General features: G+C 53.0%; 22 protein-coding genes. 6 read left to right on the top strand and 16 right to left on the bottom strand.

The window, feature by feature from the left end; translation table 11 throughout:
* Positions 1-6 precede the first annotated feature (6 nt).
* From rpe to priA, 9 genes are all read right to left on the bottom strand, one after another.
* Positions 7-669 (bottom strand): ribulose-phosphate 3-epimerase, encoded by a 663-nt coding sequence (gene rpe, locus JNO48_14370; protein QTE68345.1) that lies wholly within the window; start codon positions 667-669, stop codon positions 7-9.
* A complete protein-coding gene (gene rsgA / locus JNO48_14365) occupies positions 662-1,561 on the bottom strand; it encodes a ribosome small subunit-dependent GTPase A (GenBank protein ID QTE68344.1) in 900 nt (299 codons plus the stop codon). The genes rpe and rsgA overlap by 8 nt, the downstream gene beginning before the upstream one ends.
* Before the next feature lie 3 nt (positions 1,562-1,564).
* Positions 1,565-3,466 carry a Stk1 family PASTA domain-containing Ser/Thr kinase gene (gene pknB, locus JNO48_14360; protein ID QTE68343.1) on the bottom strand — a complete coding sequence of 634 codons (1,902 nt, stop codon included), beginning with the start codon at positions 3,464-3,466 and terminating at the stop codon, positions 1,565-1,567.
* Entirely contained in the window at positions 3,459-4,358 is a 900-nt protein-coding gene (locus tag JNO48_14355; protein QTE68342.1) for a Stp1/IreP family PP2C-type Ser/Thr phosphatase, read from the bottom strand. Before JNO48_14355 ends, pknB begins: the two co-directional genes overlap by 8 nt.
* Positions 4,340-5,401, bottom strand: coding sequence for a 23S rRNA (adenine(2503)-C(2))-methyltransferase RlmN (rlmN, locus tag JNO48_14350; protein QTE68341.1), 1,062 nt, complete (start codon positions 5,399-5,401; stop codon positions 4,340-4,342). The genes JNO48_14355 and rlmN overlap by 19 nt, the downstream gene beginning before the upstream one ends.
* A 4-nt stretch (positions 5,402-5,405) precedes the next feature.
* Positions 5,406-6,734 (bottom strand): 16S rRNA (cytosine(967)-C(5))-methyltransferase RsmB, encoded by a 1,329-nt coding sequence (gene rsmB / locus JNO48_14345; GenBank protein QTE68340.1) that lies wholly within the window; start codon positions 6,732-6,734, stop codon positions 5,406-5,408.
* Between the two features lie 317 nt (positions 6,735-7,051).
* Positions 7,052-7,981, bottom strand: coding sequence for a methionyl-tRNA formyltransferase (fmt, locus tag JNO48_14340; protein ID QTE68339.1), 930 nt, complete (start codon positions 7,979-7,981; stop codon positions 7,052-7,054).
* Positions 7,978-8,478 carry a peptide deformylase gene (gene def, locus JNO48_14335; GenBank protein ID QTE68338.1) on the bottom strand — a complete coding sequence of 167 codons (501 nt, stop codon included), beginning with the start codon at positions 8,476-8,478 and terminating at the stop codon, positions 7,978-7,980. The genes fmt and def overlap by 4 nt, the downstream gene beginning before the upstream one ends.
* Positions 8,479-8,521: 43 nt before the next feature.
* A complete protein-coding gene (gene priA / locus JNO48_14330) occupies positions 8,522-10,759 on the bottom strand; it encodes a primosomal protein N' (GenBank protein QTE68337.1) in 2,238 nt (745 codons plus the stop codon).
* A 162-nt stretch (positions 10,760-10,921) separates the two neighbouring features.
* Here priA and JNO48_14325 point away from each other — a divergent pair, with 162 nt between their 5' ends.
* The gene (locus JNO48_14325; GenBank protein ID QTE68336.1) at positions 10,922-13,084 is read left to right on the top strand and encodes an alpha-galactosidase; all 2,163 of its coding nucleotides are present in this window, start codon (positions 10,922-10,924) and stop codon (positions 13,082-13,084) included.
* Between the two features lie 4 nt (positions 13,085-13,088).
* Here the strand turns inward: JNO48_14325 and metA are convergent, their stop codons facing one another.
* The 3 genes from metA to JNO48_14310 form a co-directional block, all read right to left on the bottom strand.
* Positions 13,089-14,009, bottom strand: coding sequence for a homoserine O-succinyltransferase (gene metA, locus JNO48_14320; protein ID QTE68335.1), 921 nt, complete (start codon positions 14,007-14,009; stop codon positions 13,089-13,091).
* A gap of 147 nt (positions 14,010-14,156) precedes the next feature.
* Positions 14,157-15,782, bottom strand: a complete 1,626-nt coding sequence (groL, locus tag JNO48_14315) for a chaperonin GroEL (GenBank protein ID QTE68334.1) — start codon at positions 15,780-15,782, stop codon at positions 14,157-14,159.
* A 33-nt stretch (positions 15,783-15,815) separates the two neighbouring features.
* Positions 15,816-16,100, bottom strand: a complete 285-nt coding sequence (locus tag JNO48_14310; protein QTE68333.1) for a co-chaperone GroES — start codon at positions 16,098-16,100, stop codon at positions 15,816-15,818.
* A gap of 273 nt (positions 16,101-16,373) precedes the next feature.
* On the opposite strand from JNO48_14310, the gene mutY reads away from it, so the two are divergent.
* Positions 16,374-17,417, top strand: coding sequence for an A/G-specific adenine glycosylase (gene mutY, locus JNO48_14305; GenBank protein ID QTE68332.1), 1,044 nt, complete (start codon positions 16,374-16,376; stop codon positions 17,415-17,417).
* Positions 17,418-17,422: 5 nt separating this feature from the next.
* On the opposite strand, the gene JNO48_14300 is transcribed toward mutY, so the two are convergent.
* Positions 17,423-18,805 carry an aminopeptidase gene (locus tag JNO48_14300; protein ID QTE68331.1) on the bottom strand — a complete coding sequence of 461 codons (1,383 nt, stop codon included), beginning with the start codon at positions 18,803-18,805 and terminating at the stop codon, positions 17,423-17,425.
* 176 nt (positions 18,806-18,981) lie between these two features.
* Between JNO48_14300 and dnaK the strand changes: the two genes are divergently transcribed.
* The 3 genes from dnaK (at position 18,982) to JNO48_14285 (ending at position 22,227) form a co-directional block, all read left to right on the top strand.
* Positions 18,982-20,565 carry a molecular chaperone DnaK gene (gene dnaK / locus JNO48_14295; protein QTE68330.1) on the top strand — a complete coding sequence of 528 codons (1,584 nt, stop codon included), beginning with the start codon at positions 18,982-18,984 and terminating at the stop codon, positions 20,563-20,565.
* Between the two features lie 281 nt (positions 20,566-20,846).
* The gene (locus JNO48_14290) at positions 20,847-21,428 is read left to right on the top strand and encodes a hypothetical protein (protein QTE68329.1); all 582 of its coding nucleotides are present in this window, start codon (positions 20,847-20,849) and stop codon (positions 21,426-21,428) included.
* On the top strand, positions 21,421-22,227 hold the full coding sequence (locus JNO48_14285; GenBank protein QTE69782.1) for a DnaJ domain-containing protein: 807 nt from the start codon (positions 21,421-21,423) through the stop codon (positions 22,225-22,227). The genes JNO48_14290 and JNO48_14285 overlap by 8 nt, the downstream gene beginning before the upstream one ends.
* A gap of 450 nt (positions 22,228-22,677) precedes the next feature.
* Here JNO48_14285 and JNO48_14280 read toward each other — a convergent pair whose 3' ends face one another.
* Both JNO48_14280 and JNO48_14275 read right to left on the bottom strand, forming a co-directional pair.
* Positions 22,678-22,938 carry a helix-turn-helix domain-containing protein gene (locus JNO48_14280; protein ID QTE68328.1) on the bottom strand — a complete coding sequence of 87 codons (261 nt, stop codon included), beginning with the start codon at positions 22,936-22,938 and terminating at the stop codon, positions 22,678-22,680.
* 5 nt (positions 22,939-22,943) lie between these two features.
* The gene (locus tag JNO48_14275; GenBank protein QTE68327.1) at positions 22,944-23,771 is read right to left on the bottom strand and encodes a helix-turn-helix transcriptional regulator; all 828 of its coding nucleotides are present in this window, start codon (positions 23,769-23,771) and stop codon (positions 22,944-22,946) included.
* A 153-nt stretch (positions 23,772-23,924) separates the two neighbouring features.
* Between JNO48_14275 and argF the strand changes: the two genes are divergently transcribed.
* The gene (argF, locus tag JNO48_14270) at positions 23,925-24,911 is read left to right on the top strand and encodes an ornithine carbamoyltransferase (protein ID QTE68326.1); all 987 of its coding nucleotides are present in this window, start codon (positions 23,925-23,927) and stop codon (positions 24,909-24,911) included.
* A gap of 51 nt (positions 24,912-24,962) precedes the next feature.
* On the opposite strand, the gene JNO48_14265 is transcribed toward argF, so the two are convergent.
* Positions 24,963-25,730: a methyltransferase domain-containing protein gene (locus JNO48_14265; GenBank protein QTE68325.1), complete on the bottom strand. Its 768-nt coding sequence runs from the start codon at positions 25,728-25,730 to the stop codon at positions 24,963-24,965.
* Between the last annotated feature and the right edge of the window lie 343 nt (positions 25,731-26,073).

Here is a 26,073-nt window from a genome sequence, read left to right as displayed (position 1 = left end):
TTCTGTTCAGCTCTCCGATCTGCTGATTTTCGTTTTGATCCGGTGAATCCTTTTGATGGCTTCCTCCATGTCGGCCGCACGGAACAGTGCCGTGCCCATCACGGCAACGTCCAGTCCGCTGTCCGCAAGGTCCTGCAGGTTATCTTCATTCAGTCCGCCGTCTGCTTCGATCAGTCCGGAATATCCGGCTTCACGGATCTCCTGCATCTTGGCCAGAACAGACCGGTCCAGTTTCTGTCCGCCAAACCCGGGCTCAACCGTCATGGTCAGGATCAGGTCTGCCTGATCAAAATACGGTTTGACCGCTTCGGCCGGTGTTCCGGGACGGATTGCCAGTCCGGCCATGATTCCGGCATTCCGGATCCTGGCCAGCAGTGCGCCCGGGTCCGCCCCGGCTTCGGTATGAATGGTCAGGGTACCGGCTCCGGCGCTGATAAATGCATCGCACAGCGTTTCAGGATGATCCATCATCAGGTGGACGTCAAGATGGACATTGAATGTTTCATGAAGGCGTCGCACGATATCGGGTGTGTAAGCCAGGTTCGGTACGAAATGAGCGTCCATCACGTCAATGTGCAGCCAGTCGCATCCGGCATTCACTGCCCGACGGACATCCCTCTCCAGGTTAATCGGATCCGCTGCAAGAATACTCGGTGCGACCTTAATCATATCTTGCCCTCCATACTTCTCTGGTTTCTTCAAGAAGCTGCCTGTATCTCTCCACCCGCTGTGCGTTCAGTTTTCCCTGTTTCACAGCTTCTGTTACGGCACATCCCGGTTCCCGGTCGTGCAGGCATTCCCGGAACCGGCATTTCCCTTCATACGCCCGGAATTCCGGATATCGCTCCTTCAGTTTCTCCGGTTCAAGCTGCCTTTCCGGTTCGAGGAGGTTGAATCCGGCCGTATCCATCACACGGATCCCGTCTTTTTCAATCATTTCAGACTGGCGTGTTGTGTTTTTTCCCCTGGAAATCTTCCGGGAAATATCCCCGGTTTCCAGTTCCAGGTTAAGCAGGGCATTCAGCAAAGTGCTTTTGCCGGCCCCGCTTTGTCCGGTCAGGCAGCACAGTTTCCCCCGCATGGCTTTCTTCAGTTCTTCCAGCCCGGTCTTTTCACGGGCGCTTACCTCGTATACGCTTATTCCGGTATCACGGTACTGCTGCCGGATTCCGGAAGCAAGCTGATGGTCCAGATCGCTTTTGTTTACAGCGATCATGACTTCCATTTCCTGGGCAAAAGCCCGGGATATCTGGCGGTCTGCCAGCAGCATGTCCGGTTCCGGTACTGGGGAAATCACCAGGATCAGCATCTCAACATTGGCAACCGGCGGTCTGAGACAAACGGTTTTTCTGGGCAGTATTTCTTCAATCCATCCATGGGCGTCCCCTTCGCCTTTGGAAAACAGCACTTCATCGCCGGTCATCGGGCTCATCCCCTGGTGCCTGAATTTCTTTTTGCAGCGCAGGGTGTATTCATTCCCTTCCGGATCCCGGGCAGTATAGAAGCTCCCGATCCCGCGTATCAGTATTCCCCGGCTCAGTTCCTCTTTATTTTCATTCATATCTCAGGTATTGCCGGCTCCTTCTGTCTGATTGATCACCTGCTGCGAATTCAGTACATCGTTGATATAGACAAATACACTGTACGTGCGGTCATCCGGAATCACCAGGGTGTACTGGATTTCCCGCGAATCATCGGCCCCCAGCGTAACGGTCCGGGAATCGATTTCAACCGTTGACCCGGACGCCTGTACAGCGAAACGGATTACCTGCTGCTGCTCACTTTCGGGAGCTGTAAAGGAAATGATCTTGGAATTTTCACGATGCTGATAAATGGTCAACGTTACTGCCGTATTCTGTGCAACCCGTGTATCTGCATCCGGCATCTGGGCAGCCACCGTTCCGTGAAGCTCTGAAATACCGGTATCCACGTATTTTAATGCGGGATGCAGTGTCAGGTTCTGGTTGAGCAGGCTGATTTCTGCCTCCTGGAGTGTCTGTCCAACCAGGTTCGGAATGACCGTCACTCCGCCGCTGATCGTAAGGGTAACCGGTGTATCAACGGTGACCATCTCTTCTGCCGCCGGGAATTGACGCATAACATAATCCACCGCAACGTCACTGCTTGCCTCCCGGTCGCGTGTGACACGCATTCCGCGGCTTTCCAGCAGTGCGGTTGCATCTGTCGCGGACATATTGATTACATTCGGCATTGAAAATGCAGACGGCCCGTCCGAAACCATCAGGATTACACAGTCATCCACATGGGCCGGTGAATCCGCGGACGGATTCTGCATATAAACGATTCCCTTTGAGTATGTATCGTTTGTTACATAACTGACAGAATATTTCAGGTTGTTCCGTGTCAGTTCAACCTGTGCTTCTGACAGTTCCATTCCGACCAGGTCAGGAACGGTTCTGGTATTGAATACCTGCCGGAAAATGGTCACCGTACCGAATATCATCAGTCCGGCTACTGCAATGGTTCCCAGGGCAATCAGGAGAATGCGAAGTTTTCCGTTTCCTTTCTCATCCGTCACCTTATGTCTGGAACCGGTGCTGGAAACAGTCCGTTCTCCGGAAGCCACCTGGGGTTTCGGCTGCTTGATCTCTGCTTCGGGTTCCGGCACATTCATCCGTTCCCCGCGTTCCTCAAGGGCAGCCCGGAGGTCGGTTGCCATTTCCCGGGCGCTCTGGTATCGGGCAGCCGGGTTCTTCTCCATGGCTTTCATGCATACACGGATCACAGCCGGCGGAACATCCGGTGCAATACTCTGGATCGGAGCGGGGGCATTATGCAGATGCTGCATCGCCACGGCAACCGGGTTATCGCCGTCAAACGGAACACGCCCGGTCAGCATCTCATACAGTACGACGCCGGTGGAATATATATCGCTTGCAGCGGTGGCACCGCCGCCGCGTGCCTGCTCCGGCGAGAAATAATGTACTGAACCCATGACATTGTCGCCTTTTGTAAGGGTTGCGCTGTCAGCAATCCGGGCAATTCCGAAATCAGCCACCTTGATGTGCCCGTCTGCATGGACCAGGATATTCTGGGGTTTGATATCCCGATGGACAATCCCGTTCCGGTGGGCATGCTCCAGGGCGCTCAGGATCCGGATTGTGATCTGGCACGCCAGCGGTGCGCTCAGTTTTCCGCGTTCCTGAATCACTTCTTTCAGGGTTTTTCCTTCAACATATTCCATGACCAGATAGCGGTTATCGCCGTCCATACCGACATCCAGCAGGTTGACAATATTGTGGTGTGTCATTTTGCTGGCGGCTTCGGCTTCACGCTGGAAACGGCCGATAAATTCCCGGTCTTCATTGAATTCAGGCCGGAGTACCTTGACCGCCACATTGTGTCCGGTCCGCAGGTCGACGGCACGGTATACGATCGCCATTCCGCCCATGCCGATCTGTTCCGTCAGCCGGTAACGGTTCGCAAGGATCTTTTGTTCATTCATGATCCGTTACCTCCTGTGTGCTTTTGCCTTCACAGGAATCTTTGCTTTCCGATACCCGGGCGCCGATGTCGTCCATCAGCAGGACCATGGAAATATTATCCCTTCCGCCGTTGTCCAGAGCAGTCTGCATCAGGATGTCCGCAGCCTCGTCCGGGTCTTCAATTCCGGAAAGTTCTTCCAGCGTCTTCCGGCTCATCAGCCCGTACAGGCCGTCGGAACATACAAGCCACCGGTCTCCGGCTTCGCGCTTTTCGCGGAATATATCAACATCCACGTCTTCATCCGTACCGACGGCCCTTGTAATATAATTGCGCATGGGATGGGTTGCTGCCTGTTCCTCCGTCAGCACACCGCGGCGCACCATATCGGCGACCATCGAATGGTCTTCCGTGATCTGGCGCATCTCACCGTTTCGGATCAGGTAAGCCCGGCTGTCACCAACCTGTGCGATGATCATGGTTTCTTTTCCGGGCCAGAGAACGGTCAGTGTCGTACCCATTCCACGCAGGGTAATATCATTTTCCTGTCGTGTATATAGATCATGATTGACCGTCTTGATCGCTTCAGTCAGTATTTCCTCATTCGGTTCATGACCGGCTGTTTCAGCGATCAGTCCGTCCCGGAGACCGCATGAAGCCACTTCTCCTGCATTGTGCCCGCCCATACCGTCCGCAACACCTGCCAGTCCGCTTCCGATAATAACGGCGTCCTGGTTATTCTGCCGGATACGGCCGATGTCTGTCCGCCACACAATCCGGATGCCGTCCTGAAATGCAGTATCCGCGGCTTTTTCTGCAGGTACATCCGCATAGGCATCCTTTTCGCTCAGGCCAGCCTTCTGCATCCCGATCATACGCTTCGCAGCATTTTCCTTCAGGTTGAACTTTCGCATGGAAGATTCTCGCCCTTTCCAATAATCTTTCTGCGCAGCTGTCCGCATGCGCCTTCAATATCATCACCCATTTCCCGTCTCCGGGTCACGGAAATGTGCCGTTTCTCCAGAACCTGCATGAAGCGTTTCACCGTTTCTTCGCTGACACCCTTCATGTTCCGTTCCTTCACTTCATTCAGGGGAATCAGATTGACATGGCACTGCATCCCGCGAAGGATTTCAGCCAGTTCTTCGGCATCTTCCCCGCTGGAATTTACGCCTTCGGAAAGCGCGTATTCAAAGATGATACGGCGTCCGGTTTTCCGGATGTAGTTCCGGCATGCTTCCAGGATTTCGCTGATCGTCCAGCGTTCTGCAATCGGCATTGTTTTTCTCCGGATCGTATCATTCGGCGCATGAAGCGAAACGCAGAGCGTAACGGGAAGGTTTTCTTCAGCCAGTTCATACATCCGCGGTACAATTCCGCAGGTGGACAGGGACACATTCCGGAGGCTGATCGTAATTCCGCCCTCTTCACGAAGCAAATGGAGGAATCTGATCACCTGCGCATAATTGTCCAGCGGTTCGCCGCTTCCCATCAGAACAATATGGCTGACTTTCCTGTCTTCCGGCGCGAGGAAACGGTTGGCGGCGAGTACTTCGCCGAGCATTTCACCGGCAGTCAGATCACGGATCCGGCCTTCAAGCGTGGATGCACAGAAACGGCATCCCATTCTGCATCCGACCTGCGTGGAAATGCAAAGGCTCACGCCGTATTTATATCGCATCAGGACGCCTTCCACACAGTTCCCGTCTTTCAGTTCATACAGGAATTTTACTGTCCCGTCCAGCTTGCTGGTCTGGCTCATCCGGATATGGACACCCTGCGCGACGGCTCTCTTTTTCAGATCCTCACGCATGGAAACAGGCAGATTGGACATCCCGTCAAAGTCAACACCACGGTGGATCCACTCAAATACCTGCTTTCCGCGGAATGCGGGAAACCCTTGTTCCTTCATCCATCCGGCAAGCTCTTCCCGGGTCATCCCGGCCAGTTCCGTCATTCCTTCAGTCCTTTCTCTTCATCCTGCACAGATAAAATCCTTCCACTCCATCCCGGTGTTCCAGAAGCTGAAGCCCGTTTTTCCGGTGCTTTCGGTATCTTTCCGGAATACATTCGGGAAGGTCGCATGCTTCAAACTCAGGATGTCTTGAAAGAAAACCGGTAATCTGATCTTCATCTTCTTCCGGCAGGAGTGAACATGTTGAATATACCAGGGTTCCGCCGGGCTTTACATACTCACAGACAGTATCCAGCAGTTTCTTCTGGATTTCTGTCAGTTCGTTGATGCTTTCCTCCGTAACCCGGAGTTTGATATCCGGTTTTTCCGCCAGCACCCCCAGTCCGCTGCAGGGCGCATCAAGCAGTACAGCATCCATGGTTCTGTATAGATCTTCGCGTTTTCTGGAAGCATCCCGGACCATCGGCCGGATGTTTTCCAGACCCAGCCGTCTCATCTGGGCTTCAATCAGTGCCGTTCGATGTTCATGAACATCCCATGCCTGTACCCGTCCGGTTCCGTCCATGAGTTCAGCCAGATAACAGCTTTTTCCTCCCGGGGCAGCACAGCAGTCCAGGATCTGGTTTCCCCTTCGGACATCCATGGCCAGGCAGGCCATCATACTGCTTCCGGACATAATCGAAAACATTCCGCCGGTAAAGTCCGAATCCCGGGCAATATCCATTGCTCCGCGGATTTTCCATGCATGGGGGAGATCGGTCTTTTCTGCTTCCCAGATTTTTTTCTTCAGCAGCTGTTCAAATCCGGCATCGTCCGTTTTTGTCAGATTGGGGCGTACAGTCCATCCCTCATCCGGCATACGGAAACCGGCTATTTTTTCAGCTTCTGCTTCACCATAGCTGGATTTCAGTTTTTTCCACAGCCATTCCGGAATGCTGTATCGGATGGATGCGGCTTTATCCGGTTCTGCAGAAGGATCCGGGAACACCAGTTCATCTTTTTTCCGTACAAGATTGCGCAGGATACCGTTGCAGACTCCCTTCAGGCCTTCCATTCCCGATTCTGTGCACAGCTGAACGCATGTGTTTGTGGCAGCGCTTTCCGGGATCCGGTCTTCAAGCAGGATCTGGCATGCCCCGAGCCGCAGAATATTCCGGAGCTTGATATCGGTATCCTCCCGGGCCATCACCTGCCCGAGCACCCAGTCAATCCAGATCAGGTGATCCAGGGTATCGTAAACCAGTCTGGAAACAAGCCGCCGGTCAGCTGCAATTAAACCGCAGTTCTCCAGTGCTGCATTCAGGCTCAGGGAAGCATAGGCCCCCTGTTCGGTTACCTGGCGGATAACCCGAAGGGCAAGGCGCCTTGCGGGCATACCTTCTGTCGGAGGCTTCTGTTTTCCGGCTTCCCTTCCGCCGGAAGAACCGGATGGTTTGCCGGAATAGCTGCCCCGGGACTGGTTTCCGAATCCGGGCCTGTTTCCGGAGGACCTGCTGCCAAAACCGGGTTTTCCCTCTCCGTGCGGCTTCCGGCCGTATCGGGTTCCGCTTTCTTTGGATTGGGTTTTAAAATCCGTCTTTGGGGTACGGGCGGCATGATTTACCGCAGTCCTCTCATTCCGCGCCCCGTTCTGTTTAGCATCTTTGCCCTGTTGCGTTCTTTTCTCTGTCATAACTTTTCCTTTTTATAAAGTCATTCCGAAAAACAGGTTCCTTCTTCGATTCCGTGTCCGCGCAGGAAATCTTCTGCCCGCATTCGTTTTCCGCCCGGTGCCTGTACCTCCAGAATCCGTACAGCGCCCTTTCCGCATGCAATGATCAGGCCGGATTTCGGGTCAGCCTTCAGGACGGTGCCTGCTTTTCCGGTTCCTTCAGCAGCTTCTGCCCGCAGGAGTTTCAGCCGGTTCCCATCCAGAGGAACGGATACGCAGGGCCATGGGTTCAGGCCGTTCACAAGGCCCTGGATCCTTCTGGAATCCAGGTGGAAGTCCACGGTTCCCATTGCCTTGTTCAGCATGGGATCATAGGTCATTTCTGCTTCGTTCTGCGGGATTCGTTCCAGGGTTCCGGCTTCCAGTGCATCCAGCGTTTTTGTCAGCAGTTCGGCACCGATCCGGCTCAGCCTTTGGGTCAGCTCGCCACACGTTTCTGCCGGCAGGATTTTTGTTTCGGCCTTCAGGAGCATATCCCCGGTATCAATACCTTCATCCATCATCATGGTCGTAACACCGGCTGTTTCATCTCCGTCCATAATCGCGTATGCGATCGGTGCTGAACCGCGGTGCTTTGGAAGCAGTGATGCGTGGACGTTGATATTGCCCATCGTCGGTATTTCGAGGATTTCCCTGCTCAGGATCTGTCCGAATGCAGCCGTGACACACAGGTCAGGTTTCAGTGCGCGCAGGTCCTCAACACCCGTTTTTCGGATTCTTTCCGGCTGGAATACCGGAATTCCGGCTTTCAGGGCAGTCTCCTTGACCGGGCTGGCGGTCATCTTGTTTCCCCGTCCTTTCGGCCGATCCGGCTGTGTAAACACACCTGCCACTTCACAGCCTTTCCGGGCAATCAGCGCTTCCAGGCATGGAACCGAAAATTCCGGAGTCCCCATAAATACAATTCTCACTGATTGTCATCCTCCGGGATATGTCCTTCAATTTCTTCCTGCGTCAGTTCACGGTCCATCATATCAATATACAGTTTTCCGTCCAGGTGATCCAGCTCATGGCAGATTGCCCGCGCTTCAAATCCCTCGGTTTCATATTCGTTCCATTGCCCTTTCCGGTTCTGGAAACGGACCTTGACCCGCATCGGCCGGGTGACCACCCCCTGCCGTCCCGGTACGCTCAGGCATCCCTCACGGCCGGTCTGGCATCCGTCTGCCTCAATGATTTCCGGATTCACAAGTTCAAGCAGCCCGCTGTGATCCTCGGTGACATCCACCACGGCAATCCGCCGCAGAATGCCGACCTGAGGTCCGGCCAGCCCGACACCTTCCGCCTTGTACATGGTATCTGCCATATCCTTCAGCAGAATGGAAAGCCGAAGGTCAAACTTTTCCTGTTTCCGGCATATCTTCCGCAGCGTGTCATCCCCGATGGTTACGATTTTCCTGGTTGCCATATCCTGTTTCTGTCCTTTCTCAGTTTCGGTTCGGTTTCTTCTTTCAGATCATGGTGGTCGGATTCACTTCAAGATAAATATCCGCCCCATCCGTCGGTGACTCGGTCAGCTCGCTGAGTGCGCTGAAAAAATCATCGGTTTCCCGGCTCACCAGCGTTTTCATCAAAACCTGGCGGCGGTATTTCCCGCGCAGCAGCTGGACGCTCGGCGGTTCATTCACAACGCTCAGGATCTTGCGGTGCCATTCCGGATGGGTTTCCAGCAGCTTTTTAACACAGGTTTCTGCTTCCCGTGCCTTCCGGTCTGCATTTTCTTCATCCGGGCTTTCAATCAGCAGCCTTGCGAGATTGGTAAACGGCGGATACAGTCCGTTCCGGCGTCTCCTGAACTCGCTTTCAAAGAATGCACGGTAATCCTGTCGTGCGGCAAACCCGATCACCGGATCATCCGGTTTGTAGGTCTGGATAATCACCCGTCCGGGAATGCTGCCCCTTCCGGCTCGTCCGGCAACCTGGGTAAAAAGCTGGAATGCACGTTCGCGGCTCCGGTAGTCAGGAAGGTTCAGTGCAAGATCTGCCGCGATTACGCCGACGAGGGTAACCTGTGGAAAATCCAGCCCCTTTGCAATCATCTGGGTGCCGATCAGGATCCTTGCCCGTCCGCTTCGGAATTCCTCCAGGATTTTCCCATGTCCGTCCTTGCCGGATGTGGTGTCATAATCCATCCGCGCCGTCGGTATTCCGGGCAGGATTTTACGGACTTCTTCCTCCACTTTCTGCGTCCCAGCACCGAAATACCGGATATAATGTCCTCCGCAGCTGGGGCATTCCGATGGCGGAACCATAGTATAACCACAGTAATGGCATCGGAGGAGTCCGTCCCGGCTGCCGATATGGTAGGTCATGCTGATATCGCAGTTCGGGCATTTTACCACATATCCGCAGCTCCGGCAGGATACGAATGAATTGTATCCGCGCCGGTTCATCAGCAGGATCGCCTGTTCCCCGCGCGAGCAGCATTCCTTCAGGGCCTTTTTCAGCACTCCACTCAGCACGGATCGGTTTCCGCCTTCCAGTTCACTGCGCATATCGGCAATTTCAACATCCGGAAGCGGGCGTTCATTGACACGGTCCGGCATTTCCAGCAGCATGTAATCGCCGCGCCGAGCCTTTGCAAAACTCAGAATGCTCGGGGTGGCACTTGCCAGGATCAGGACGGCACCCTCTCTTTCACACCGGTTTGCAGCAACCTCGCGGGTATCATACCGGGGATGCCGGTCGTTCAGGTATGTGCTTTCATGCTCTTCATCGATCACGATCATTCCGAGGTTTTTCACCGGGGAAAAAACTGCGCTTCGTGCGCCGATCACAACCATTGCTTCTCCTCTCCGGATCCTGCGCCACTCGTCATATCGTTCTCCTGCGCTTAGCCGGGAATGGATCACCGCAGCCACCGGGCCGAAACGTCCCCTGAACCAGGAAACCATCTGGGGCGTCAGTGCAATTTCCGGAACAAGGATAATTGCGCTTTTCCCGGATGACAGGGCATTTCGGACAGCAGCCATAAAAACCTCCGTCTTTCCGCTTCCCGTCACTCCGTGAAGCAGGAACATTCCCTTTCCCTTTCCGAGTGCCGGAATGATTTCATCCAGGGCTTCCTGCTGTCCTTCTGTCAGGGTGTATCCGGGATCGGAAACTTCCGGAACACTTCCGCCGGGCATACGCAGCTTTTCAGCATCGGTTATTTTCACCAGTCCGTCTGCTTCCAGCTTTTTCAGTGCATCCCGGGGATCCCTGACATGTTCCGATATCTCGTGGACCGTTCTTGGTTGACCGTCCTTCAGGAGATTGAGAATTGCATTCCTTTTCAGGCTGCGTGTACATGCAGCAGCGGCTGTTTCCGCATCTTCCCTGCTCACACACAGACAAACGGTTTTCTCGGTTTTGATGTGTACCCGTCCTCCGCGCATTTGTGCGGGGATCATCAACCGAAGCGTTTCAGCCAGCGGGCAGTGGCTTTTCAGGGCCATGTCTTCTGCAAGCTCGATCAGTTCCGGTGGAATGGCCGCATATTCCTCCAGCGGCCGGATTACGCTGCGAAGCTTTGCCGGACTGACATCCGTGTCCGTGGTCAGGGCTGTAACAATCCCTTCCTTTTCCATGTGCCCGAAGGGAACCGCTACCCGCTGGCCAGCCATAAGTTCCATACCGTCCGGAATCTGATAGGTAAAAGGCTTTGCCACGTTCTCATGAACGATGTCCACAATCACCTGACAGAACACCTTTACACCCTCCTTCCACGGCATAGAATACCATCTTTTATTATATCGTTTTATCCTTGTCCTGACAAGGAAAATCATGTATCCCGGCGGTTGATTTCACACCTTCTTTTCGTTATAATCCTTTCAGAATTTACCCTAGTCTTTTTTCGGAGGGAACCACATATGTCCATTTCCGTTTCATCAGATCAGAAAACGATTTACCTCAGCGGCGGAAATACGTCTTATGTGCTTCATATTGATGATGACAGACGTCTCGTAAATCTTCACTGGGGCGCCCGGATTGAGGATGGAGCCCTTTCTTACTCTCCATCTGATTATTTTGGAGGCGCCAGCTTTGATATGGGGCTTTCCCGGATCCCGCTGGATATCCCATGCTGCGGTAACGGTTGGTATGGTACACCGGCAGTGGGGGTCCGCAACGAGCACGGGGATGACGTTACAGATCTGCGCGTGGTTTCCTTCAGGCTGGAACCCGGCAAGCCGCCTCTTCCCGGTCTTCCCGCCGCTTATGTGGAATCACCCTCTGAAGCGGATACGCTGATTGTGGAACTGTCGGACGACTGGACCGGCCTGCAGGTAGATGCTTTGTATTCGGTATATAACCGATCCGGTATTATTGCCCGGAGCCTTTGTATCCGGAATTCCGGCACTCAGTCCCTTACCTTGACGTCGGTTTTGTCCGCTTCCGTGCTGATCTGGGAATCCTCCCCGGACCTGATTCACCTCAAAGGCGCCTGGGCACGCGAACGTTCGGTGGTCAGAACGGCTGCCGGCGAAGCGGAACATCGGATTTCTTCCGCCCGGGGAGCTTCCGGGCATGAAGAAAATCCTTTTATTGCCATATGCGGGAAAAACACGGATGAATTTTCCGGCCGGGTCTGGGCGATGAACCTGGTATACAGCGGAAGCTTCCAGGCGTTATGCAAAACGGACAACGGCGACCGTCCCCGCCTCAGCATCGGTCTGAATCCGGAAGTATTTTCCTGGAAGCTCGAACCCGGTGAATCCTTTCAGTCACCGGAAGCGATCCTTGTTTTTTCAGACCGTGGTCTGAACGGAATGTCTCAGGCATTTCATTCCCTTTACCGTACCCGGCTTGTTCGCGGCCACTGGCGTGACCGCAGCCGGCCTGTTCTGATCAACAACTGGGAAGGAACATATTTCAGTTTTACAGAAAAACGTCTCCTTGCCATTGCTGAAAAAGCAAAGGAAATCGGAATCGAACTGTTTGTACTCGATGACGGCTGGTTTGGCCGGCGAAATTCAGACAACTGTTCCCTGGGGGACTGGACAGTCAACCGCCGCAAGCTTCCTTCCGGCCTTTCAGGACTTTCTGACCGGATTCATGCCATGGGACTTCAGTTCGGACTTTGGTTTGAACCCGAGATGGTTTCACCGGACAGCAGGCTCTACCGTGCGCATCCTGACTGGTGTCTGCATGTACCGGGCCGCCAGCGGACCGAAGCACGGAATCAGCTGATTCTTGATCTTTCCCGGACTGAAGTACAGGATTATATCATTTCATCGGTTTCTTCTGTTCTGGCTTCCGCCAGGATTGATTATGTCAAATGGGATATGAACCGCAATATGACAGAAGCATTCTCTGAAGCGCTTCCGTCAGACCGCCGTCCTGAAACACAATACCGTTATATGCTCGGACTGTACCGCGTACTGGAGAAAATCACGTCTTCATTCCCGGATATCCTTTTTGAATCCTGTTCCGGCGGCGGCGGCCGATTTGATCCCGGCATGCTGTACTACATGCCGCAAACGTGGACCAGCGATGATACGGATGCTGTTGAACGGCTTAAAATCCAGTATGGAACGTCCTTTGTCTATCCGGCTTCTTCCATGGGTGCGCATGTCAGCGCCGTTCCGAACCATCAGACCGGGCGTATAAGCCCCATGCGCACCCGCGGAGAGGTTGCCATGGGCGGGAACTTTGGTTTTGAACTGGATCTTTCAAAGCTGTCTCCTGAAGACCTGGCTGAAGCGTCTGCACTTGTCAGCAGGGTTAAGGAAATTCGTGATCTCACGCGAACCGGGACATTCTGGCGGCTGCTCTCGCCGTTTGACGGAACGTATACTGCCTGGTCTTTCGTTTCTGAGGATCAGCGGGATGTCCTGCTCTGTACCTACCGGTCGCTTTCTTCACCGAATTCTTCCCCCCTTCGCCTGCGTTTGTCCGGGCTGAATCCTTCGCTATGTTACAAAAATGAAGAGGACGGAACCATTTATCATGGTTCCGCCCTGATGAACGCCGGCCTGACTGTCCGCCTGAACGGGGATTTCTCAAGCAGGGTGTTCCGCTTTTCAGCGCTCTGATTCTTTACCGGGTAATCGTTTTGATATCATACGGTGTGGTCTGGTATACCATATAGTTCAGCCAGTTTGCATACAGCAGGTTTGCGTGGCTGCGCCATGTCACCATCGGCTCTTTTGTATCATCATCATTCGGATAATAATTCTTCGGGATTTCAATCGGCAGTCCCGCGTTTTTGTCCCGCAGGTATTCCTTTTCCAGCGTCAGCGGATCATATTCGCTGTGCCCGGTAATAAATACCTGCCTGCCGTTGTCTGTGCAGCATGCGTATACACCGGCCTCTTCTGAGGATGCCAGTATTTTCAGTGATCCGCATGCTTCAATGTCTTCCCTCCGCACGGTCGTATGCCGGCTGTGCGGGGCCATAAACACATCGTCAAAACCGCGCAGGAGGATATAATTTTTCCGTTCAGCCCGATGGGGAAAAATACCGAACAGTTTTTTCTCCAGCGGGTATTTTTTGATTCCGAAATGGTAGTACAGTGCTGCCTGTGCGCCCCAGCAGATATGGAATGTGGAATGCACATGTTCCTTGCTCCATTCCATGATTTCACACAATTCTTCCCAGTATTCAACTTCTTCAAAAGGCAGGTGTTCCACAGGCGCGCCGGTGATAATCATTCCGTCAAAATTCCGGTCCCGGATTTCGCTGAAGCTCTTGTAAAAAGCGGTCAGGTGTTCCGGAGCGGTATTTTTTGGAACATGCGTGTCCATTTTAATCAGTTCGGTCTCCACCTGAAGTGCGGTGTTTCCCAGCAGCCGCAGAAGCTGGGTTTCCGTATCGATCTTTGTAGGCATCAGATTGACAATGGCAATCTGCAGCGGACGGATATCCTGGGTCCTTGCCCGGGTTTCCGTCATTACGAATATATTTTCATCCGTCAGTGTCCGGTAAGCCGGCAGCTCATTCGGGATCTTGATCGGCAATTCTGTTCATTCCTTTCATCAGGAGTTCTTTGTTCCGCAGTTTAGCACAGCTCAGTCCTTTTCTCAAGCAAATGAACCGCAAAAGAACATATCGGAAAGCAAAAAAGACAGGCGGCATTCTGCCGCCTGTCCGGAAGTGTTCCTGAATCAGTACATGCCGCCCATTCCGCCGGCTGCAGGAGCCGCGGGTTCGGGTTCGGGAATATCCGCTACCAGGGATTCGGTAGTCAGGACCATCGCAGCGATGGATGCTGCGTTCTGCAGCGCGCTGCGGGTTACCTTGGTCGGATCGATGATTCCGCGTTCCACCATATCCACATATTCACCCTTCAGGGCGTCATAGCCGTATCCGGGCTTCTTGGCATTCTTGATATGGTCCACGATCACGCTTCCGTCAATACCGGCATTCAGCGCAATCTGGCGGATCGGTTCTTCCAGTGCACGCAGGATAATCTGGACACCGGTCTTCGCGTCTCCGGCGAAATTGTCCATCAGCGCAGCGACCTTCGGGATTACATTCAGCAGGGCAATACCGCCGCCGGGTACGATCCCTTCTTCTGCCGCGGCACGGGTAGCGCTCAGGGCGTCCTCAATCCGCATCTTGCGTTCTTTCATCTCGACTTCAGTGGCAGCGCCAACCTGGATCACGGCTACACCGCCGGCCAGCTTGGCCAGGCGTTCCTGAAGCTTTTCCTTGTCATAATCGCTCTTGGTTTCGGCAATCTGGGCCTTGATCTGGGCAACGCGTGCCTGGATAGCAGCCTTGTCACCGGCGCCGTCGATAATGGTGGTATTTTCCTTGTTGACCTTCACCTGGCGGGCCTTACCGAGCATATCCACAGTGGCTTCCTTGAGTTCCATACCGGTCTCGGAAGAAATCACGGTGCCGCCGGTCAGGATGGCAATATCCTGCAGCATTTCCTTGCGGCGGTCACCGAATCCGGGCGCCTTGACGGAAACGCAGGTAAACGTTCCGCGCAGCTTGTTGACAACCAGGGTGCTGAGGGCTTCACCTTCCACATCTTCCGCAATAATAAGCAGCTTCTTGCCGGTCTGTACAACCTGTTCCAGTACGGGCAGAACTTCCTGGATCGCACTGATCTTCTTGTCTGTAATCAGGATCAGCGGATCATCCAGGACTGCTTCCATCTTTTCGGTATCGGTAACCATATAGGCAGAGGAATATCCACGGTCAAACTGCATGCCTTCCACGGTCGTCATGCCGGTGGTCATGGTTTTGCTCTCCTCCACGGAGATTACGCCGTCAGAACCGACAATTTCCATCGCGTCGGAAATCAGCTGTCCGATGGTTTCGTCGGCAGCAGAGTTGGAAGCAACCTGGGCAATCGCCTGTTTCCCGTTAATGGGCTGGCTCTGTTCACGCAGTCCGTTCACGGCTGCTTCGGTAGCGGCTTCAATACCCTTTTTCAGGACCATCGGGTTGGCGCCGGCGGCCAGGTTGCGCAGTCCTTCACGGATGATTGCCTGTGCAAGCAGTGTCGCAGTGGTGGTGCCGTCGCCGGCAACGTCATTGGTCTTGGTGGAAACTTCCTTTACGAGCTGGGCGCCCATGTTTTCAAATGGGTCTTCCAGTTCAATTTCCTTGGCGATGGTTACACCGTCATTGGTAATCAGTGGAGCGCCGTACTTCTTGTCCAGGACTACATTACGGCCCTTCGGTCCAAGGGTAATCTTTACAGTATCAGCCAGCGCGTTCACGCCTTTTTCCAGGCTGCGGCGGGCTTCTTCGCCAAACAGAATTTTCTTTGCCATAACAATCAGTCTCCTTTATACTCTTTCAGCGGATTATTCCACAACAGCCAGGATATCGCTCTGGCGGACAATCTTCAGTTCCTCACCATCCACTTTGACTTCGGTACCGGCATACTTGGAATAGATCACCTTCTGGCCGGCTGTTACCTGCATGGTGATTTCCTTTCCATCCACATTTCCCCCGGGACCGACAGCGATCACAATCGCCATCTGCGGTTTTTCCTGGGCAGCGCTCGTCAGGATCAGCCCGGATTTCGTAGTCTCCTCAGCTTCACAATTTTTGATGACAACGCGGTCACCCAAAGGCTTCACGGTCATGAATCTCTTCCTCCTGTCATACTCTCTTCTTTCGGTTTAACACTCAAAAGGATTGAGTGCTAACAACACGATGTAATATAATGCTTTTATGGAAAAAAGGCAACCCCGTACCATCACGTTTTTGCGCTGTTTTCTCTCTTTTCCTTCGTTTTTTTTCTGTTTTCGCTCGTTTTATCCGGTTTTTGATGATTTGTCTGCTGAAACGGTTATGCTACAATACCGGGGAATCAATCCGCCCCTGAATTTGTGAATCACTGAAAGGCTGTGAAATCGATGCATCCTGTCTCTTCAGCTCTGTTGTCCTGGTATGACCGAAATGCCCGTGTCCTTCCCTGGCGCGGTATTCACGATTCATACCGGACCTGGGTCAGTGAAGCAATGCTTCAGCAGACGCGTGTGGAAACAGCTCTTCCCTATTACAGCCGTTTCCTTTCCCGTTTTCCGACTCTCAGATCCCTTGCTGAAGCAGATGAGCCGGATGTCCTGAAGTATTGGGAAGGTCTGGGTTATTATTCCCGTGCCCGGAACCTTCTCGCGGGAGCCCGACAGGTGATGCGTGATTTTAACGGAAACCTGCCGCAGGATCCGCAAAAGCTTCGTGAAATCAGTGGAATTGGTCCTTATATGGCCGGCGCAATAGCTTCCATCGCTTTTGATATTCCGGTTCCGGCAGTGGACGGAAATGTGATCCGGGTCATATCCCGTCTGTACAATATTAATGAAGATGCCTCCAGGCCGCCTGTACGTCGTAAAATCGAGTCCATTGCGGCAGATCTTGTCCCTCCGGAACGGCCCGGAGATCATAACCAGGCATTAATGGACCTTGGTTCCGGTATCTGTGTGCCAGGCACTCCGGATTGTGACCGCTGTCCGCTCTCTTCCTTCTGCAAATCACATTCAGCCGGAAATCCCGCTGATCTGCCGGTACTTCCGAAATCCCGCCCGCAGAAAGTGATTCCGTGGACTGTTCTGATCATTCGTTCCGGGAACCGCGTACTTCTGCGCCTGAGAACAGAAAAACTGCTGCAGGGACTCTGGTGTTTTCCGATGATCGAAGGCTGCCTGACGCCTGAAGGCGCAGTGGACGCGGCATACAAGTACCTTGGACTTCCAACCGGGACCCCTTGTTCCTGCGGTAAATCCCGTCATGTATTTACCCATCAGATATGGGATATGAGCCTCGTTTCCCTTTTGTCCGAAGCGGATTCCCCTGCACCGCATGGATATCATTGGATCCCTGTTCCGGACATCAGAAAAATAGCCCTGCCGTCTGCGATGAACGCAGCGGTCAGGGCGCTGGATGAATTTACAGACTGATCTGATCAGGCATTGAGCATGAAAGCCCTGTAAGCTTTCACTGCTTCATAAAGATCTGCCTTGGAGATGATTTCCATCGGTGCATGCATATTCAGTACTGCAACACCGCTGTCAATTACTTCCATTCCGTACAGTGCGCAGATATAGGCAATGGTTCCGCCGCCGCCGAGGTCTACCCGTCCCAGCTCTGCAGTCTGGAAACAAACCTTGTTGTCATCCATGATCTTCCGGAGTTTTGCGATAAACTCAGCGTTTGCGTCGTTGGATCCGCCCTTTCCGCGTGATCCGGTATATTTGTTGTAGCATACGCCGCGTCCCAGGAAAGCGGCGTTTTTCTTTTCAAATGCATCGCCGTAAAGCGGATCATATCCTGCGCTCACATCGCAGCTCAGCATACGGCTGTTCTGAAGGGTCCTGCGAAGGGCGATGCTGCTTGTCTCACCGTTCAGGTTCAGGATTTCAGCCACCGCGTTTTCGAAATATTTCGCCTGCATTCCGGTAGCTCCGACGCTGCCGATTTCTTCTTTGTCCACCAGCATCCCGCAGCACGTACATTCCGGAATCCCCTTGATGGACAGAATTGCAGCAAGTTCGGCAAACGCGCAGACACGGTCGTCATGGCCGTACCCCATAATCATACTCCGGTCCAGGCCGAAATCCCGGGCCTTTCCGGCCGGAACTGCCTCAATCTCAGCGCTCAGGAAATCTTCTTCCTCAATGTTATATTCATCCTTCAGGATTTTCAGGAGTCCGGCTTTTACCGGTTCCTTTTCCGCTTCAGCAAGGGGTTTTCCCCCGATCATGATATCCAGTTTTTCACCGTTGATGGCTTCGCCCAGGGTTTTCTTCATCTGTTCCTGGCTCAGGTGGATCAGCAGGTCGGTAATGCCGACGACCGGGTCGTCTTCCTTTTCACCGATACGGATTTCCGTTACCGTACCATCCTTTTTGGCGACCACTCCATGGAGGGCCAGTTCACGCGCCACCCACTGGTATTTCTTCACGCCGCCGTAGTAATGTGTATCGGCGAGGGCAAAATCATTGTCTTCATACAGGGGATTCTGTTTCAGGTCCAGGCGGGGCGAATCAATATGCGCACCCACAATGTTCATGCCGGTTTCCAGCGGCTTTTTGCCGATCAGGAAAACCAGCACGGCTTTCCCCATCTGGTTCACATAAACCTTATCGCCGGGCTTCAGCTTTTTTCCGGCTTCAATAACGCTTTTCAGGGATATGTATCCGGCCTTTTCCAGCATTTCAACGGCTTCCCGGGCAAATTCACGTTCCGTCTTTCCGTTGTCCAGGAAACGGCGGTATTCGGATGCAGTCTGCTCCACCTTTTTCAGGTCGGTTTTTTTATATGTTTTCCAGGCATTGGGTCTTTCCATGACAAAGCACTCCTTCCACGGACTTGATGTGTGATTGGTCGTATTCGCGGTTATTTTATCATTCTTTATGAGGAATGACAATGAATTTTCACTCTCTCTTCACACAGTGCACGCATAACCGTGAATTTCCGCCTGTATATTATCCGTGGGTATTTTTGTCGAAAGGCGGTTAGTCCATGTCCGTATTGATTGGTATTGACCTTGGCACAACCAATTCATGTGTCAGCTTTATGGAAAACGGCCGGGCTGTGATCATTCCCAATGCGGAAGGCGGCCGGACGACGCCGTCGGTGGTCGCGTTTTCCAGAAACGGTGAGCGTCTGGTCGGTATGCCGGCCAAGCGCCAGGCCGTGACAAATGCTTCCCGTACTTTCTCATCTGTCAAGCGGGAAATGGGATCGGACAGGCGCTATCATGTAGACGGAAAACCATATGCCCCGCAGGAAATATCCGCCATGATTCTCCGAAAGCTGAAAGCCGATGCGGAGGCATATATCGGTGAACCGGTTTCCGATGCAGTCATCACGGTTCCGGCCTATTTCTCCGATACACAGCGCCAGGCGACGCGTGACGCGGGTGTGATTGCAGGCCTGAATGTCCGGCGCATCATCAATGAACCAACCTCGGCCGCCCTTGCCTATGGTTTTGACAAAGGTCAGCCCTGCAAAATCATGGTGTTTGACTTGGGAGGCGGCACATTTGATGTCAGCATCCTGGACATCAACCGCGATACCATCGAAGTACTGGCCACGGCCGGAAACAACCATCTTGGCGGTGATGATTTTGACCAGTGCCTCGTCGGTTATCTGCTGGATCTGTTTCGCCGGGAGCATAAAATCGACCTGTCAAAGGATGTAATGGCCATGCAGCGGCTGACAGAAGCTGCAGAAAAGGCAAAGATCGATTTGTCTTCCGCGCAGGAAGCATTAATCAGCCTTCCGTTCCTTGCGCAGGATTCCTCCGGTCCGCTTCACCTGGAAACAACGGTAACCCGTTCCCGTTTCAATGAGCTGACCTCCCACCTGGTATCTGCTGTCAAAGGTCCGGTCATTCAGGCGCTGGATGATGCCGGACTGAAGGCATCGGATCTGAGCCGTGTTTTGCTGGTCGGTGGTTCCACCCGGATTCCTGCTGTCCAGGATGCTGTAAGGTCATTGACCGGTAAAGAACCTTCCCGGGATATCAACCCGGATGAATGTGTGGCAATGGGTGCCTGTCTGCAGGGCGGCGTCCTGACCGGTACGATCAATTCCATTGTGCTGATTGATGTTACGCCCCTTTCCCTCGGAATTGAAACCCTCGGAGATGTTTTTGCGAAGATCATCGACCGCAACACACCGCTTCCCTGCCAGCATTCCCAGGTATTCACTACCGCAGCCAATTTCCAGACCAGCGTGGAAATCAATGTCCTGCAGGGGGAACGGGAAATGGCTTCCGGTAACAAATCACTCGGGCGTTTCCGCCTGGAAGGGATCCGGCGGGCACTCCGCGGTATCCCGCAGATCGAAGTGACTTTCTCCATTGATACAAACGGAATTGTCCATGTATCTGCCCGGGATCTGGCCACCGGCAGTTCGCAGAATATCACGATATCCGGTTCCGGAAACATGTCCCGGGAAGAAATTGACCGCGCAATCCGGGATGCCGACCGTTATGCCGAAGAGGACCGGCAGCGCCGTGAAACCCGGCAGGCCGAATCCCGTCCTCCGAAGGATTCCGGCAGTTCCGGCGCCGGAGACGACGGTGCGTATGAAGTGTAAGGCGGTGAATTATGTTTGGTTATATTGCCCCGGATCAGGGACGCCTTACGGATTTGCAGAAAAAGCGATACCGCGGTTTTTACTGCGGCCTGTGTCATTCACTCCTGTCCCGTTATGGGCAGGCAGGCCGTCTGTCGCTCAGCAATGATATGACTTTCCTCGCGATCCTGCTCTGCTCGATGTACAGCCCTCCGGATTCTGAAAACACATCACGGTGTGCAGTCCATCCTTTCAGAAAGCATTCTTTTCTCCGATCGGACTGGATTGATTTTGCAGCGGATATGAATGTCCTGCTCTTCTGGCTGAAATGCAGGGATCAGCAGCTGGATGACGGACCACTGGCCGGCCAGACTGGTGAGAAGGTCTTCCGGAATAAGGCAAAACAGGCTGAATTCCGCTGGCCGCATCAGGCTCAATGCGTTAAAAACGCACTGGACCGGCTTTGGGCACTGGAGCGTACTGATTCACCGGATCCCGATGCACTATGCAATCTCTCCGGCGAAATGCTTGGCGCATGTTTTGTACCGAAGCCGGATGATATGTGGGCATCCGGTCTCCGGGCCGTTGGTGAAGGACTCGGGCGTTTTGTCTACTGGATGGATGCCTGGGAAGATTATGATCAGGATATCCGTGCCGGAAGGTTCAATCCCCTGAAGCAGTATCATGATCATGAAGATTATGATGAGTTTGCCCGCAATACACTGGAACTCCTGATTGCGGATGCCACTGAAGCATTTGAAATCCTCCCGCTGGAAGAAGATCTGGACCTGCTTCGGAATATCCTGTACAGCGGCATCTGGCAGCGTTATGTGCTCAAAATAGAAAAAAAGTACGGAAAGGAGGCGTTCCTGCTTGATGAATGACCCTTTTGCCGTACTGGGTGTCTCTTCATCTGCCACGGAAGATGAAATCAAGTCTGCATACCGCAGGCTGGCCAAAAAGTATCATCCGGACCTGAATCCCGGTGACAAAGCTGCCGAACAGAAAATGAAGGAAATCAATGAGGCGTATACACAGGCACTCCAGATCAAAAAGAACGGCGGAACCTGGAATCCCTACGGCAGCTCCGGTTCCTCCGGCTCTTCCGGCAATCCTTTCGGCGGATCGTGGGGTCCCTATGGCAATCCTTTCGGAAGCCAGTCCGGTTCCTATGGCAGCCGCACTGAATACCGGGATTCGTATACCGGTCAGAGCGGGGCTTCCGGAAATCCATTTGGGGACTATGGCTTCGATCCATTCTCTGCGTTTTTCGGAGGACGTTCCGGTTCTGCAGGCCCGCGGGCAAGATCCTATGCCAATCCGGATCTGGATGAGATTGCACATGTACTTCGCTCCGGCCGTTATTCCGAAGCAGAGCAGCTGCTCAACCGAATTCCTTCCCATGATGCAGACTGGCATGCGCTTTATGCCCGTGCGGAAATCGCGCTTGGCAACCGGATTTCCGCACTGGATCACGCCAGGGCTGCGGTTCGGATGTCACCGGGCGATCCCGAATACCAGCAGCTACTCTCTGAAATAGAGAGCGGCAGCCGCGCCTACCGGCGCACACGTTCCGGCGGCGGATATGATTTTCAGTCCCTCATTTGCCAGAATCCATGCATCACATGCTTCGCGGTAAACATGCTCATTAACTGCTGCTGCGGCCGTGCTTTCTGGTGCTGATCAAAATCGAAAGAAGGTTGTTGTATGAATTTTCTTTATAAACTGAAAATGTGGATTGCCCGTTTCATGGAAGGACGTTACGGGCCCGATCAGTTCGGCATTTTTACGCTGATTGCCGGCCTTGTTCTTTCCGTTCTGTCCGGCTTCATCGGTTTACCGTTTCTCGGTCTTCTCGGAACGGGCCTATATGTTTACACCCTTTTCCGGCTTTTTTCCCGTAACCGCTCAAAGCGGATTTCCGAAAACCAGAAGTATCTGTCACTTTCTTCCGATACGAAAACCAAAGCGCGCCAGTTTGTCCTGCGGCAGAAGAACAAAAAGGATTACAAATATTTCCGCTGTCCGCATTGCAAAGTTCTGCTGAGGATGAAAAGAGGCACAGGTGAAAAGGAAATCACCTGTGCCAAATGCCAGCATCAGTTTCGTCAGAAAGCCTGATAACGGTTCCGTTTATCCTGCGCGGCGTCCCATAATCATGGCGGCGCCGTTTTCTGTTACGCAGTAATTTCTTCTTGCACTGTCGTTCCGTTCGAGCAGTCCTTCGTTGACCATCCTGTTCAGGTATCCGGCAGTTGTCGAAGTACTCATCAGCCCGGCAGCTTCTCCGATCTCCCGGACGGAAGGCTGTCTGCCTTCATCCCGTGCAAATGAAATCATGTAGTGCAGGATCAGTAAACGTCTGCGTCTGTTTCTGGGTGTACGGCTGTTCATTCTCTTCATCCTCTCATACCTGCTGTCGTAAAGTGTTCAATATCCGCAATACTCGCGTACATATCCTTCCGCATGGTTCCGATGACCCGCCCGATGCATCGTACTTCGTCCATATCCGAAAACCGCATCAGCGGGTATTCCGGATTCAGGCTCCGGAGGCCTTCTTTCCGGAATTCCTTGATGTATCCCATATCTCCGGTAACAAAAATGCCGATCTCACCGGGGCGAATATTCGATGTATGCTGTACCAGCACCTGATCTCCGTCATGATAACGGGGTTCCATACTGTCACCGCTGACTCGGATGATTTCGTCAGCCCGGGATGTTACGCTGTCCTCATACAGCCAAACCGGTTCTCCGGATTCGTCCCCGATTCCCCAGCTGGGACCGGCACATGCAGACAGGTCATTCCGGTATATCTGCACCAGTTTGCGGGCGGAAACGGGTTTATTATCCTGCATGTCAATCAGTACATCCATCTCCCGCAGGATCACCTGCCGGTGATACTCATTCAGCTGTGAGTATCGGTCTGTAAACAGGCGGACCGTTTCATCCGGAATCTGTTTTCCCTTTTGCTGGTCTGCTGCTTCCGGGATGCCGAAAAAGTCGTTGATCGATATCCCGAGGTTTTCACAGATCACGGGAACACTGCTCAGATCCGGACGGCTTCTTCCGGCCTCCCAGGCACCGACGGCGTTCTTCCCGACATGCGCCAGGGCTCCGAGCTCTTCCTGGCTCATACCTTTCTTCCTGCGGCTGTTCCGGATCATTTCCCCGTAAGCAACACCGGCCATGTTACGGGAAGCATAATCCTTTCTTTCGTCCTGCTTCATTTGTTTCGCACCCCGTTCAGAACAAGATTTTCGTTCCAATGATATTTTAGCACAATATTTTTGTGCTTGTAAAGGGGAACAAAAAAAGAATTTGACTTCATTCATTCACTTGTCATAGAATCATCGGGTACCGATATGAAGGAGCTGAATATCATGTTTCACCTGGCAAAAAAAGATTTCCTGAAACTCCTTGATTTTTCTCCGGAAGAAATCACCGGTCTTCTGGATCTGGCCGCTGATCTGAAGCAGAAGAAAAAAGCCGGCATACCGCATGCGGCTTTTCCCGGCAAGAACGTGGCCCTGATATTTGAAAAAACAAGTACACGTACCCGCTGTGCGTTTGAGGTCGCTGCTTATGACCTGGGGATGAACTGTACCTATCTGGATCCTTCCGGCAGCCAGATCGGCAAAAAGGAAAGCATCGCCGACACGGCCCGTGTTCTCGGCCGTATGTATGACGGCATTGAATACCGCGGCTACGGTCAGGAAATCGTGGATGGCCTGGCGAAGTATTCCGGTGTCCCTGTCTGGAACGGCCTGACCAATGAGTTCCATCCCACTCAGATCCTGGCCGATTTCCTCACGATCCGTGAACATTTCGGCTCCCTTTCCGGTATCAAACTCGTATATATGGGGGATGCCCGTTACAACATGGGCAATTCCCTGATGGTCGGCTGTGCCAAAATGGGCATGCATTTTGTTGCCTGCGCGCCTTCAGCCTATTTCCCGGATTCGAAGTTGATCGAAGAATGCCGGAAAATCGCTGCTGAAACCGGTGCAGTGCTCGAGTTTGAAGAGGATATTGACAAGGCAGTTGCCGGCGCGCATGTCATATATACCGATGTCTGGGTTTCCATGGGTGAACCGGACCAGGTATGGGAGACCCGGATCAACGACCTGCTCCCCTATCGGGTGACTGCAGATGTGATGCGGAAAGCCCGTCCGGATGCTGTGTTTATGCACTGTCTTCCTTCCTTCCATGACCTGAATACAACAATCGGCAGGAACATCTTTGAGAAGTTCGGTCTGGATTGTATGGAAGTAACGGACGAAGTTTTCGAAAGCCCGCAGTCCATTGTCTTTGATGAAGCGGAAAACCGCATGCATACCATCAAAGCGGTCATGGCAGCTACGCTGTAACTGCTCCATGAAAGTTTCAGGCGGTTCCATTCCCGGAACCGCCTGTTTTTTTCAATTAATCGGTTTTCTTGCAACGATCAGGTACCGGTGAGTCGTTCCCTCGATCACGCCGTCCGTTTCGATCCTATCCTGCATCTTCAGCAGGTTTTCCGCGCACCGGTCGACGGAGAACCCGGGAAACTCCCATTCGATGATCCGTGCAAACCACACAAACGCACCAATGTCAAAGAACCGGATCGGCATGAACGCTTCGTCCTTATGCAGGATCTCAAATCCCGCGTCTTCAAAGGCCTTCGCCTGCACCTTCAGGTTCCGTCCTGCGAACGGCACCGCGGTATCGGGAAGCACCATTTCAACCAGGTCCCGGTCGTTCCTGTCACCCACCTGCTGGATGATGAACATTCCGCCGGGCTTCAGGATCCGCTTCAGCTCCTTCGGTTCAAAATCTCCGTGACGGTTGATTACGATATCAAAGCTCCTGTCTTCAAACGGGATATGTGCCGCGTCAGCGCATTCCCGCAAATCGATTCCAAGCGGGATAAGCTTTTTCCGGCACAGTTCCACGTTTGGCGGATATCCTTCCGTCGCCGCGGTGTTTTCATACGGATGCCGCAGTGAAAGCAGGTATTCGCCGCCGCCGGTATCGTAGTCCATCAGCTTCATATCCGGCTTCAGGAAAGACCGGACGATAGCGTCATAATCCCAGGGGATGTTTTCCCCCTCTTCGTATCTTCCGTGGATATGGGAGAAATCCCATCCGCGAATGTGCGCGACGCTTTCTTCCTGTTTCCAGCGATTAATCAGTTCCTGTTCATTCATGTATTTCTGCATTCCTTTCTTTTTTCTGGATCGGATGTCCGGGAAAGGCGCAGTTCCTGGCAGCATGGCTTATTATCTTTGTTTTTCCCGGTGCTGCCTGCTGTCAGTCTTTCGGAACTGCACCGGGAAATTATCTCGGATTCTCATTGATTGCCTCCTGCAATGCCTTCTGGCATCTGAGCAATGATATCACATTTCTTGACCATGGTAAACTGTGTTCTCCGTACAGGAAAAATTAAAAAAATTCATGATTATATATTGACTTTGAGCCCGCTTCATGGTTTAGCATAATATTGATTTTCTGTTCCGTGTTTTACGGAGATTACCAAATGAAAGCTGAGTA

Source organism: Clostridiales bacterium, from assembly GCA_017569285.1.
Classification (GTDB): domain Bacteria; phylum Bacillota; class Clostridia; order Christensenellales; family Aristaeellaceae; genus Aristaeella.
The sequence above is the reverse complement of the archived record's forward strand: the minus strand, read 5'-3'. Positions and strand labels throughout refer to the sequence as shown.